Source organism: Kitasatospora phosalacinea (assembly GCF_000716545.1).
GTDB classification, from domain to species: Bacteria; Actinomycetota; Actinomycetes; order Streptomycetales; family Streptomycetaceae; genus Kitasatospora; species Kitasatospora phosalacinea.
Genome location: NZ_JNWZ01000016.1, coordinates 69,250 through 81,294 on the forward strand (window position 1 = coordinate 69,250; position 12,045 = coordinate 81,294).

Annotated in this window: 8 protein-coding genes; 3 read left to right on the forward strand and 5 right to left on the reverse strand. The window is 75.3% G+C overall.

Annotation, left to right across the window (positions count from 1 at the left end; all coding sequences use genetic code 11):
• Positions 1-63: 63 nt before the first annotated feature.
• Positions 64-3,336 carry an FtsX-like permease family protein gene (locus OO48_RS10740; RefSeq protein ID WP_033214582.1) on the reverse strand — a complete coding sequence of 1,091 codons (3,273 nt, stop codon included), beginning with the start codon at positions 3,334-3,336 and terminating at the stop codon, positions 64-66.
• Between the two features lie 128 nt (positions 3,337-3,464).
• Here OO48_RS10740 and OO48_RS10745 point away from each other — a divergent pair, with 128 nt between their 5' ends.
• Both OO48_RS10745 and OO48_RS10750 read left to right on the forward strand, forming a co-directional pair.
• Positions 3,465-4,379 carry a sigma-70 family RNA polymerase sigma factor gene (locus tag OO48_RS10745; protein ID WP_051731990.1) on the forward strand — a complete coding sequence of 305 codons (915 nt, stop codon included), beginning with the start codon at positions 3,465-3,467 and terminating at the stop codon, positions 4,377-4,379.
• A gap of 108 nt (positions 4,380-4,487) precedes the next feature.
• Positions 4,488-5,045, forward strand: a complete 558-nt coding sequence (locus OO48_RS10750; RefSeq protein WP_033214586.1) for a dihydrofolate reductase family protein — start codon at positions 4,488-4,490, stop codon at positions 5,043-5,045.
• 75 nt (positions 5,046-5,120) lie between these two features.
• Here OO48_RS10750 and OO48_RS10755 read toward each other — a convergent pair whose 3' ends face one another.
• From OO48_RS10755 to OO48_RS10770, 4 genes are all read right to left on the reverse strand, one after another.
• Positions 5,121-6,167 (reverse strand): LacI family DNA-binding transcriptional regulator, encoded by a 1,047-nt coding sequence (locus tag OO48_RS10755; RefSeq protein WP_033214588.1) that lies wholly within the window; start codon positions 6,165-6,167, stop codon positions 5,121-5,123.
• A 54-nt stretch (positions 6,168-6,221) separates the two neighbouring features.
• Entirely contained in the window at positions 6,222-7,130 is a 909-nt protein-coding gene (locus tag OO48_RS10760) for a carbohydrate ABC transporter permease (protein WP_033214591.1), read from the reverse strand.
• A 1-nt stretch (position 7,131) separates the two neighbouring features.
• A complete protein-coding gene (locus tag OO48_RS10765; protein ID WP_033214592.1) occupies positions 7,132-8,061 on the reverse strand; it encodes a carbohydrate ABC transporter permease in 930 nt (309 codons plus the stop codon).
• 107 nt (positions 8,062-8,168) lie between these two features.
• Positions 8,169-9,482, reverse strand: coding sequence for an ABC transporter substrate-binding protein (locus tag OO48_RS10770; protein WP_033214594.1), 1,314 nt, complete (start codon positions 9,480-9,482; stop codon positions 8,169-8,171).
• A gap of 303 nt (positions 9,483-9,785) precedes the next feature.
• On the opposite strand from OO48_RS10770, the gene OO48_RS10775 reads away from it, so the two are divergent.
• Positions 9,786-11,855, forward strand: coding sequence for a beta-galactosidase (locus tag OO48_RS10775; protein ID WP_033214596.1), 2,070 nt, complete (start codon positions 9,786-9,788; stop codon positions 11,853-11,855).
• The last annotated feature ends 190 nt before the right edge of the window (positions 11,856-12,045 follow it).

A 12,045-nucleotide genomic window follows, 5' to 3' on the forward strand; every position in this document is an offset into this window, starting at 1 on the left:
GACGGACGGGCCGGGGCGCGGGCGGCGCCGGGAGGCGGCGCGAGCCGCAGGGCCGGGGCGGGCTCACGCGTCCTCCGTCGCGCGCAGGCGGGCGGCCGGCGGCTTGCGCCGGGGGCCGCCGAGGAAGAGCGCGCAGCACAGGGGGAGGGCGGCCGTCGCGGCGGTCAGGGCGAGCACCCGGCCCGGCGGCAGGTCGACCAGGACACCGGGGAACGGCGGCCGGGCCGCCGGGGTGAGCACCACCAGCGGCACCACCAGGTGCACCAGGGCGGCGCCCAGCAGCAGGCCGACCCCGGTGCCCAGGCCGACCAGCACCACCTGCTCGGCGGCGGCGCTCCGGTGCAGCAGCCGCCGGGGCGTGCCCAGCGCCAGCAGCACCGCCGACTCGCCGGCCCGCTCGGCCGCCGCGGCCGCCGAGGCGGCGGCGAAGCCGATCGCGGCCAGCACCGAGGCGGCCAGCGCCAGCGCGACCAGCATGCTCTGCGGGGCCGCGCTGAGCGGGTCGCCGAGCCGGGCGGCGGCGTCCTCCTCGCGGAGCGTCAACCGCTGGGCGGTCGGCCCGGCGCGCAGGGCGGCGGCGGCCTCGGCCGGGACGCGGTCGCCCGGACCGGCGGCGGGCAGCCACCACTCGGAGACCGCCGGGACGTCCAGGTCGCGTTCGGCCAGCCAGCGCCCGGTGTCGGCCAGGTCCAGCAGCAGGCCGGTGCCGCCCTGCACCGGCAGCGCCTCGACCGCGCCGCTGATCCGGACCGGCACGGCGGTGCCGCCGACCTTCACCTGGACCAGTTCGCCGACCGCGCCGCCGACCGCCGCCAGGTAGCCGCGGGTGGCCAGGCCCCTGACCTCCCGGTCCGGCCGGGCGTCGCCACCGGGCGGGAGCAGCACGGCGTGCGCGCCCTCCCAGTGGTCCGGCGGCGCGGCGTAGGAGGCGGTCAGCAGCCGGTCGGCCGCCGGGCCGTCGGCCAACCGCACCGGGGAGCCGTCCTCGGCCCGCAGGCTCCAGGCGCCCGCGGGCACCGGCACCGGCACGCCCGGCCCGTCCGCGCGGTCGGCGACCTCGATCCGGCGGACCGTCAGCTCGCTGCTGCGCTCGTTCCCGCCGGAGGGGTACGTCAGCCCGAAGCCGGTCAGGGTCAGCGGGCCGGCGGCCGAGCCGAGCGGCGCGGCGGCCAGCGCGTCCAGGTCCACCGAGACGGTCAGCTCGCCGCGGGCCGGCAGCTGCGGCACCAGCAGGCGGTGGGCCGTCCCGAAGCCGTCCCGCACCCACAGCCACAGGCCCGGCGCCTGCGGGGGCGGGGCGTCCCGGACGAGGTGCTCGGCGGCCTCGACGGACACGCCCACCACCAGGTCGATCCGGACCGGGTGCCCGGGCAGCGGCACCCCGGACGGCTGCGGCGCGGCCAGCGGGGCGAGCAGCTCCCCGGGCGGCCGGCCGTCGAACAGGTCGGGCCGCACCCGCAGCTCGGCGGCCGCCCGGACGGTGTCGGTCAGCAGCACCCCGCCCTGCGCCCGCCCCGGCAGCGACTGGTCGATCCGGGCCACCGGCAGCAGCCGGTCGCCGCCCGGCAGCCGCGCGTACCGGCCGCCCTGGCCCAGCGGCGGCAGCGCCGAACCCTGGATCCGCAGGCCGCCCGCGGCGGCGAAGTCGGCCTGGTCGCGCTGCGAGTCGTGCCACGCGGCGTGCTGGCCGACCGCCAGCATCCCGCAGGCCACCGCCAGCACCAGCAGCAGCACCGGCCCGTTCGCCCGGCCCGGGCGGCGGGCCAGCTGCCAGCCGCCCAGCGCCACCCCCAGCCCGCGCCCCCGGGCGGCCAGCCGCGCCCCCAGCCGGGCCGCGAACGGCAGCACCCGCAGCACCAGCAGCGTCCCCGCGCACAGCGCCAGGGTCGGCGCCGCGACCAGCACCGGGTCGATGCCCAACCGCCCGCCGGCGTCCACCGACAGGCCGCCGGTGCGCCCGTCCAGCTGCCGGTAGGCGACCGCCGCCAGCGCCAGCAGCGCCAGGTCCGCGCCCGAGCGCACCGCCGTGCCGACCACCGCCTGGCGGCGCGACACCACCCGGGCCCGGCCCCGCCGCAGCAGCGCGGGCAGCGCGGCGAGCGCCACGCACAGCAGCGCGCACAGCGCGGCCGCCGGCCAGCGCACGGCGGTGTCGGCGTGCTCCAGCGGCAGGCCGGCCAGCGGGCCGCGCCAGGTCAGCAGCCGCAGCAGCGGGCCGGTCAGCAGCGGGGCCAGCAGCGCGGCGGGCAGCGCCAGCAGCAGCGCCTCGACGGCCGTCCAGGCCGCGAGCCGGCCCCGGGTCGCGCCCCGGGCGGCCAGCAGCGCGTCCTCCCGGGCCTGCCGCCCCGCCACCAGGCGCACCACCAGCAGCAGCGCCGCCCCGGCGAGCACCGCCAGCTGCAGCCCGCCGATCAGCAGGCCGGACTCGGTGACCAGCGTCGCCGCGCGCAACTCGGCCAGCAGCGCGGGAAGTTCGGTCTGCGACTGGAAGCCGGGGGCGTCCCGCCGGATCAGCTCGGCCAGCCGGTCGGCCCGCTCCCCGACCCGCCCGATCCGCTCCCGGCCGGCGTCGGTGAAGTCGGCGCTCAGCAGCGCGCTCCGGCCGCCCTGCGGCAGCAGCCCGGAGGTGAAGGCGCGGTCGTCCACCAGCATCGGCCCGTACGTGGTGAAACCCCGGACCTGGATCTCCCGGCCGCCCAGCGGGTCCAGCCGCCAGTAGGGTGCGTCCCGGTCCTCGGCCCGGTAGACGCCGGTCACCTCGACGGTCAGCGGGGGCCCGCCGTACCGGTCGGAGAGCACCGCCCGGGCGGGCAGCGCGTCCTCGGCCAGGCCGAGCCGGGACAGCGCGCTGCCCGGTACCGCGACCTGCACCGTCCCGTCGGCGCTCCGCTCGGCGGGCCACCGACCGGCGGTCAGGCGCACCCGGTCGCGTTCCAGTGCCGCCAGCACCGTGAGGTCCACCTCGCGGGCCGGAGCGGCCGGGGCGGACGCGGGGGCCGCGGCGGCCGCGGGGGAGGAGCCGGACTGGGCGGGCAGACCGTACGCGCGGCTGCGGGCCAGCGACCGCACGGCAACCGGCAGCCCGTCGAACAGGTCGGTGCCCAGCGCGGCCACCGCCGCGTCGTCCGCGCCCCTGGCGCCCAGCCCGTGGTCGGAGTCCAGCAGCACGGCGGCCCGGCCCGCGCCGGCCAAGTCCCGGCGCACGCCCGCCTCGGCCACGGTGCGGTCGAAGGCGACCAGGGTGGTCAGCACGGTGGTCGCGATCAGCACCGTGAACAGCACCGCGGCCGCCAGCGGCAGCCGCCCGCGCAATCTGAGCAGGACGAAGCCCAGCATGGTGACGCACCCCCCGTTCCGGCCCCGGCGCACCGGATAGCGGACGACTCTGTCAGAATCCGGCCGGAAGCGGAAGAGTCCGGAGCCGATCGGTCCCGGTACGATCGGTACCCCCCGGGTGCGGCAGGATGAGGGCCGTGGAACTCGAGGCGCACCGACCGGAACTGACGGCCTACTGCTACCGGATGACCGGCTCCTTCCACGACGCCGAGGACCTCGTCCAGGAGACCCTGCTGCGGGCCTGGAACGCGCGCGAGCGCTACGACCCCGCCCGCGCCTCGGTGCGCACCTGGCTCTACCGGATCGCCACCAACGCCTGCCTCACCGCCCTGGAGGGCCGCGCCCGCCGCCCGCTGCCCGCCGGGCTCGGCGCCCCCGGCCGGGACCCGGGCGCGCCGCTGGCCCCCGCCACCGACGTGCCCTGGCTGGAGCCGTTCCCCGACGCCCGGCTCGACGCGGCGGCCCGGACCGACCTGCGCCTGGCCTGGGTCGCGGCCGTGCAACTGCTGCCCGCCCGGCAGCGGGCCGTCCTGGTGCTGCGCGACGTGCTGGCGTTCAGCGCCGCCGAGGTCGCCGAACAGCTCGACACCACCGTCGCCGCCGTCAACAGCGCCCTGCAGCGCGCCCGTTCGGCCGTCGGGAGCACGGCGGCCGAGCAGGTCAGGGAGGCGGACGACAGCGCGACCAGGGCCGCCGTCGACCGCTACCTCGCCGCGTTCGAGGCCGCCGACGTGCCCGCGCTGGTCGGCCTGCTCGCGCGGGACGCCGTCCTGGAGATGCCGCCGCTGCCGCTGTGGTACCGGGGCCCGCAGCACTACGGCCGGTTCATGGAGCGGGTCTACGCCATGCGCGGCACCGGCTGGCGCACCCGCCCGGTCGGCGCCAACGGCCAGCACGCGTTCGCCGCCTACGCCCCCGACGGCGCCGGGCACCGGCTGCACAGCGTCCAACTGCTGGAGCTCGCCGGCGGGCTGGTCACCCGCAACACCGTGTACACCGACCCCGGCGTGCTGGGCCCGTTCGACCTGCCGGAGCGGCTGTAGCGGGCCCGCCCCCGCCGCGCGGGAAACCGGCCACGGCGACGGCGATGAGTTCCGGGCGCGGCGCCGGTACGTACCGGTGGAACACCCCACCGGAGAGGAAGCACCGCCATGAGCGTCATCGTCATCGAGTTCACCACCCTGGACGGCCGGATCACCGACCCCGACGGGTCGGACGGCACGCCCCTGGGCGGCTGGATGTTCCGGCACGGCCGCGAGCACGTCTCCGGCGACAAGTTCCGCCTCGGACGGACGCTGGACGAGGGGGTGCTGCTGCTGGGCCGCCGCACCTGGCAGCTGTTCTCCCGGCTCTGGCCCGGCCGGGCGGGCGAGTTCGCCGACCGGATGAACGCCGTGCCCAAGCTGGTCCCCTCCCGCACCCTGACCGCCGCCGACACCACCGCCTGGGCCAACTCCCGGCTGCTGGAGGGCGACCTGCTGAGCACCGTGGAGGAACAGGACCGGGACGTCATCGTCACCGGCAGCATCGGCGTGGTGCACCGGCTGATCGAGGCCGACCTGGTCGACGAGTACCGGCTGCTGACCGTCCCCGTGGTGCTCGGCACCGGGGCCCGGCTGTTCCCCGACGGCGCACCGGTCGGCGACTTCCGCTGCGAGCAGGCCGAACCGGTCGGCCCGGCCTGCTACACCCGCCACCGCCGGGCCTGACCGCCGTCCGGGCCGCCCGGACGGACCGGCAGACCGGCGGTTCAGGCGGACCGGCGGTTCAGGCGGACCGGCGGTTCAGGTGGACCGGCGCACCACCAGCTCGGTCGGCAGGATCACCGTCGGCGCCTCCTCGCCCGCGATCCGGGCCAGCAGCAGCCGGACCATCTCGGCGGAGATCCGGTCCCACGGCTGCCTTATCGTGGTCAGCGGCGGCCGGGTGCCCAGCGCCACCGGCGAGTCGTCGAAACCGCCCACCGCGACGTCCCCCGGGACGCTGCGCCCGGCGTGCTCCAGGGCGGACAGCGCGCCGTCCGCCATCAGGTCGGAGGCCACGAACACCGCGTCCAACCCCGGTTCACGGTCCAGGAGTTCGCGCATCGCGGCCTCGCCGCCGGCCCGGCTGTAGTCGCCGTGCGCGATCAGCCGCCCGTCCGCCGGCAGCCCGTACTCGGCCAGCACCTCGCGGTAGCCGGACAGCCGCTCCACCCCGCCCGGGGTGTCCTGCGGGCCGGCGATGGTGGCGACCCGGGTGCGGCCCGACTCCAGCAGGTGGCGCACCAGGTCCTTGGCGCCCTCGCGGTCGTCCGCGGCCACGTACGGCACCCGGCCGCGCTGGCCCAGCGGGCGGCCGCAGCACACCATCGGGATGTCCGCCTCGCGCAGGTGCTCGATCATCGGGTTGCCCCGGTGCGAGGAGACCAGCAGCACGCCGTCCACGTGGCCCGCCGCCAGGTAGCGGGTGACCCGGCGGCGCTCCGCGTCGTCGCCCGCCGTCATCAGCAGCAGCGGGATGTCGTGCTCGGCCAGCGCCGCCGTGCAGCCGCGCAGCAGGGTGGTGAAGTTCGGGTCCTCGAAGAACCGCTCCTGCGGCTCGGTCAGCAGGAACGCCACCGAGCCGGAGCGCTGGGTGACCAGGCTGCGGGCCGCCCGGTTGACCACGTACCCGAGCTGGGCGATGGCCGCCTCCACCGCCTGTTGCGAGGCCGGGCTGACGTTGTGCCCGCCCTGGAGGACCCGGGAGACCGTGCCCCGCGAGACGCCCGCCACCGCGGCGACGTCGTGGATGGTCGGCGGGCGCTTCGGCCGTCCGGCCGCCCGGCCGCGGGGCGCTGGTGGGGTCATCGGGATGCGGGTCCTTGCAGATCGGGGTGTGGGGGTCACTGTACTGGCGGTTCGTCAGGACTTCACGGCACCGGACAGCAGGTCCACCCGCCAGTACCGCTGCATGCCGAGGAACAGCGCGATCAGCGGCAGGATCGACAGCAGCGCGCCGGTGATCACCAGGGTGTACATGGCCGGCTCGTTCGCGCCCTGCTGGAGCAGCGAGTACAGGCCCACCGTCACCGGGAACTTGTGGTCGTCGCCGAGCATGATGTACGGCAGCAGGAAGTTGTTCCAGATCGCCACGAACTGGAACAGGAACACCGTCACCAGCCCCGGCACCATCATCGGCAGCGCCACGCTCCGGAACAGCCGCCACTCCCGGGCCCCGTCCACCCGGGCCGCCTCCACCACCTCGTCCGGGATCGCCGCCTCCGCGTAGATCCGTGCCAGGTAGATGCCGTACGGGGACAGGATGCTCGGCAGCAGCACCGACCAGTAGCTGTCCGCCAGGCCCGCCTTCGACATCAGCAGGTACTGCGGCACGGCCAGCGTGATCGGCGGCATCAGCACGCCCGCCAGCAGGACGTTGAACACCGTCGAGCGGCCGCGGAAGCGGTACTTGGCCAGCGCGTAGCCCGTCACGCCGGACACCGCCGCCGACATCAGCGCGCCCGCGCCCGCGTACAGCGCCGAGTTGGCCATCCACTGCCAGTAGACGCCGCCCCGGTACGAGGACAGCTCGGCCAGGTTGTCCCAGAAGCCGGTGCCCGGGGCGTAGGTGAAGGTGGTGAACAGCTCCTGGCGGCTCTTGGTGGCCGCCGTCACCACCCAGATCACCGGCACCAGGCAGTACACCGCGCCCAGCAGCAGGAGCAGGGTCGGCGTCCAGGCGGTGCGGCGCGGGGCGGCGCCCTTGCGGGGGAGGGCGGGGGCGGGGCGGTGCCTGCTCGCGCGCGGGGTGGACGTGATGGTGGCGCTCATCTCAACTGCCTCCGTTGGCGCGCTTGTTGACCAGCTTCAGGAACCCGAAGGAGAGCAGCAGGGTGGCTGCCGCGATCACCACGGAGGTGGCCGCCGCCGAGTAGATGTTGCCCTGCACGAACGCGTCCCGGTACACCTTCATCAGCGGCGACCAGGTCGAACTCATCGAGTTGGTCAGCGGCTTGAGCGTCATCGGCTCGGCGAACACCTGCAGGGTGGCGATCATCGAGAAGAAGAAGGTCAGCACCAGCGACGGCGCCACCATCGGGATCTTGATCCGCAGCGCGATCTGCAGCTCGGAGCAGCCGTCCAGCCGGGCCGCCTCGTACAGCTCGGCCGGCAGCGCCCGCAGCGAGGTGTAGATCACGATCATGTTGAAGCCGGTGCCGCCCCACACCGCGATGTTCGCCATCGCCAGGTACAGCCCGTTGCCGTGCAGCAGGTCCGGGCCGCTCATCCCCGCCCGGGTCAGCAGGTAGTAGCCCGGGCTGACCTGCGGCAGGTACAGGAAGCCCCACAGGGTGGAGGCCACGATGCCCGGCACCGCGTACGGCAGGAAGATCACCAGCCGGGAGAACGCCCCGAACCGCACCCGCGGCACGTCCAGCAGCAGCGCGAAGAACAGCGCCGCGCCCAGCATCGTCGGCACCAGCAGCGCCCCGTACAGCAGCACCCGGCCCGAGCCAGACAGCAGCTCCGAATCCGCCAGCGCCGAGGTGTAGTTGGACAGCCCCGCCCACACCTCGGTGCGGGCGTGCGAACCCAGGCCCAGGCCCTTCACCCGCGAGGCGCGCAGGCTCAGGTAGACCGCGAAGCCGATCGGCAGCGCGAAGAACAGCGTGAACAGCAGGGTCGCCGGGCCGAGGAAGCCGTACGGCGCGAGCGAACCGCGGCGCCGGACGGCGCGGGGGACCGGGGGAGGGGAGGCCATGGCGGCTCCTAAGTGCCTTGGGGGGAAGGGGAGTTCGGGGCCCGGTCCGCCGCCGGGCGGGGCGGCGGACCGGGGGTGCGGCGGCGGGGGCCGGCCGGACGGCGGGGTCAGCCGACCTGGAAGCCGTTCTTCTTCAGGTCCTCGACGGTGGCCTGCTGCATCGTCGACAGCGCCGCGCCGAAGTCGCCCTTGTCCTGGGCGGCCTTGCCGAAGGCGTCCTTGAACGCGGAGTACGCCACGTTCACGTTCGGGCCCCAGGCGGCCGACGCGGTGCCCTTGGCGATCTCCGCGGCCTTCGGGTAGAAGTCCGGCTGGTTGGAGAAGAACTCCGGCGCCGCCGACAGCAGGCCGCCGGTCTGCGCGGAGGTCGCCGCCGGGTAGACGTTGACCTGCTGGACGAGGGCGGCCAGCGCCTCGGGGTCGGTGTTCAGCCAGGTCGCGAACTTCGCCGCGGCGTCCCCGTGGCCCGCCTTCACGGCGCCGGTGGTCACGCCGGTGGCCGAGCCGCCCCAGCTGCCGGTCACCGAGGCGCCCGACTCCCACTGCGGCAGCGGCGCCATCGCCCACTTGCCCTTGGTGTCCGGGGCCGAGCTGGTCAGCACGCCGGGAGCCCAGACCGCCGAGACCCAGCCGATCTGGGTGCCGTCGTTGAGCGCCTTGCTCCAGGCCGGGGTGTACATCGGCTGGTTGTCCACCGCGCCGTCCTTGACCAGGCCGGACCAGAAGCCGGCGACCTTCTTCGTCGCCGGGTCGTCGATCGCCACCTTCCAGTTGTCGCCGGAGGCGGTCCACCACTTGGCGCCCGCCTGCTGGGCCAGGCCCGCGAACAGGCCCGGGTCGTTGGCGGAGAAGGTGGTCAGCGACTTGTCCGGGGCCTTCTGCTTGAGCGCGCGGGCGGTGGCGGCGAACTCGTCCCAGGTGGTGGGCACCTTCAGGCCGTACTGCTCGAACAGGTCCTGCCGGTAGTAGAAGGCCAGCGGCGCGGTGTCCTCCGGGACCGCGTACACCGCGTCCGAGCCGAGCGTGACCTGCTTCCACACGCCGTCCGCGAACTGCGACTTGGCCCCGCCGACCTGCTTGGAGACGTCGGCCAGCACGTCGTTGGAGACCAGCGTGGGCAGCGCCTGGTACTCGGCCTGCATCAGGTCCGGCGCGTTGCCGGCCTTCGCGGCCGTGATGGTCTTGGTGACCAGGTCGTCGCCGCCGGCCTGCTTCAGCACGCTGACCTGGATCTCCGGGTGCGCCTTGTTCCAGACCTCGGCGACCTTGTCCATGTTCGGCGCCCAGGCCCAGAACGTCAGCTTCACCGGGCCGGAGGCCGCCTTGGCGGAGTCGCCGGAGCCGCCGTCGGACGAGCACGCGGACAGCACGAGCGTGCCGCACAGGGCGGCGGCCGCGGCGAGGGCGAGGCGACGGTGCATGGATCCTCCCGAGGATCACGGAATTCGAGTGAGGGGGCCGGGCGGCCGGCCGCCGCGCGAGGGGGTGCGCGGCGGCCCGCCCGGAGGGGTGGTGCGAGGGGGACTTTCACGGGGACTGCGGGGAACTGCCGGGGCCGCGACAGGCGCCGTGAAGTGCGGCCCGTCGCTGTGCACGTTCACAGTACGGAAACCTGGGAGACACTTGTCAATGCCTGAGTTCATACGGTTATCTGGGCGAGACACAGCGGCACCCGGGTCTGATCAGGGTGTGCACGTTCACAGTTCTTCTCGATGGAGCACGCCATGGATCACCCGCGGTACCCCCGCCCGCTCGGACTCGACCCGCTCGCCTACGGCGGCGACTACAACCCCGAGCAGTGGCCCGAGGAGGTCTGGGCCGAGGACGTCCGGCTGATGCGCGAGGCCGGGGTGACCATGGTGAGCGTCGGCATCTTCTCCTGGGCGCTGCTCGAACCCGAGCGCGGCCAGTACGAGTTCGGCTGGCTCGACCGGCTGCTCGACCTGCTGCACGCCCACGGCATCCGCGCCGACCTGGCCACCCCCACCGTCGTCCCGCCCGCCTGGTTCTACCGCGACCACCCCGAGGCGCTGCCCGTCACCCGCGAGGGCGTCCGCCACTCCTTCGGCTCCCGCGGCGCGATCTGCCACAGCTCGCCCGCCTACCAGCAGGCCGCCGCCGCCGTCACCGAACAGCTCGCCCGCCGCTACGGCACCCACCCCGCCGTCGCCCTGTGGCACGTCCACAACGAGTACGGCGTCCCGGTGAGCGACTGCTACTGCGACGAGTCGGCCGCCCACTTCCGGCGCTGGCTGGGCGAGCGCTACGGCACCCTCAAGGAGCTCAACTCCGCCTGGGGAACCGCCTTCTGGGGCCAGCTCTACACCCGCTGGGACGACATCCAGCCGCCCCGGCTCACCCCCACCGCCGGCAACCCCGCCCAGCAGCTCGACTACGCCCGCTTCACCAACGACGCGGTCCTCGCCAACTTCAAGCGCGAACGCGACCTGCTGCACCGCCTCGCCCCCGGCATCCCCGTCACCACCAACTTCATGACCGCGCTCAGCCAGTGCCAGTCCATGGACTACTGGGCCTGGGGCCGCGAGGTCGACCTGGTCGCCAACGACCACTACCTGGTCGCCGAGGACCCGCGCAGCCAGATCAACCTCGCCATGGCCGCCGACCTCACCCGCTCGGTGGCCGGCGGCCGCCCCTGGCTGCTGCTCGAACACTCCACCGGCGCCGTCAACTGGCAGCCCCGCAACCTCGCCAAGCGCCCCGGCGAACTCGCCCGCAACAGCCTCGCGCACGTCGCCCGCGGCTCCGAGGGCGCGATGTTCTTCCAGTGGCGGGCCTCCCGCTACGGCGCCGAGAAGTTCCACTCCGCGATGCTCCCGCACGCCGGCACCGACAGCCGGATCTGGCGCGAAGTCGTCGAGCTCGGACAGGAGTTGGGCGCGCTCGCGGAGATCCGCGACAGCCTGGTGCGGGCCGACGCCGCGATGCTCTGGGACTGGGAGTCCTGGTGGGCGCAGCGCCTGGAGTGGCGTCCCAGCGTCGACCTCGACGCCCGCGAGCGCGCCGAAGCCTGGTACACCGCGAGCTGGGACGCCCACCTCACCGTCGACTTCGCCCACCCCGAGGCCGAGCTGAGCCACTACCCGCTGGTCGTCGTCCCGGCCCTCTACCTCACCACCGAGGCCGCCGCCCGCAACCTGCGCCAGTACGTCGAGAACGGCGGCACCCTGCTGGTCTCCTGCTTCTCCGGCATCGTCGACGAGCACGACACCGTCCACCCCGGCCCGCACCCCGGCGCCCTGCGCGAGGTCCTCGGCCTGCGGGTCGAGGAGTTCGCCCCGCTGCGGGCCGGCGAGTCCGTCCGGCTGGAGGGCGGCGGCGGGAGCGTCCGCCCGGAGGACGACGGCGCGAGCGTCCGCTTGGAGGGCGACGGCGAACTGCGGGCCGGGGCCTGGACCGAGTTCGTGGTGACGGAGGGCGCCGAGACGGTGTGGCGCTACGCCGACGGCCCCGCCGCGGGCGGCCCCGCCGTCACCCGGCACGCCCTCGGGGCCGGTCACGCCTGGTACGTCTCCGCCCGCCTCGACGGCGAAGGGCTCGACCGGGTGCTGCGCGCCGCGTCCGCCGACGCCGGACTGGCCGAGCGCCGACTGCCGCGCGACGTCGAGGTGGTGGAACGGGTCGGCGAGCACGGCCGGTACCTCTTCGCGATCAACCACGGCGCAGCCGACGCGGACGTCCCGGCCGCCGGGCCGGGCGTGGAACTCCTCACCGGGGCGAGCGTCACCGACACCCTCGCCGTCCCGGCCGGACGGACCCGGGTGCTCCGGTACTGAGCCGGGTGTTCCGGTGGTGATCCGGTGGGCCGTCCGGTGCCCGGTGGCCCGGCCGTCCGGTGCCGAACCTCCCGGACGGCCGGTGCCGAACCGTGGGTCCCACCCCTCCCTGCGCGGGGGTGGGACCGGCGTCGGCAAACCGGGTACGGCGGCGAGAGGTGACAGGTACAGTCCGGAACGACGGGCCGGG

What these genes read in the sequence shown, in the direction of transcription:
- OO48_RS10755 (WP_033214588.1), bottom strand. Translation starts at nt 6,167, where the DNA reads ATGACCCCACCAGCGCCCCGCGGCCGGGCGGCCGGACGGCCGAAGCGC.
- OO48_RS10770 (WP_033214594.1), bottom strand. Translation starts at nt 9,482, where the DNA reads ATGCACCGTCGCCTCGCCCTCGCCGCGGCCGCCGCCCTGTGCGGCACG.
- OO48_RS10765 (WP_033214592.1), bottom strand. Translation starts at nt 8,061, where the DNA reads ATGGCCTCCCCTCCCCCGGTCCCCCGCGCCGTCCGGCGCCGCGGTTCG.
- OO48_RS10740 (WP_033214582.1), bottom strand. Translation starts at nt 3,336, where the DNA reads ATGCTGGGCTTCGTCCTGCTCAGATTGCGCGGGCGGCTGCCGCTGGCG.
- OO48_RS10750 (WP_033214586.1), top strand. Translation starts at nt 4,488, where the DNA reads ATGAGCGTCATCGTCATCGAGTTCACCACCCTGGACGGCCGGATCACC.
- OO48_RS10775 (WP_033214596.1), top strand. Translation starts at nt 9,786, where the DNA reads ATGGATCACCCGCGGTACCCCCGCCCGCTCGGACTCGACCCGCTCGCC.
- OO48_RS10745 (WP_051731990.1), top strand. Translation starts at nt 3,465, where the DNA reads ATGAGGGCCGTGGAACTCGAGGCGCACCGACCGGAACTGACGGCCTAC.
- OO48_RS10760 (WP_033214591.1), bottom strand. Translation starts at nt 7,130, where the DNA reads ATGAGCGCCACCATCACGTCCACCCCGCGCGCGAGCAGGCACCGCCCC.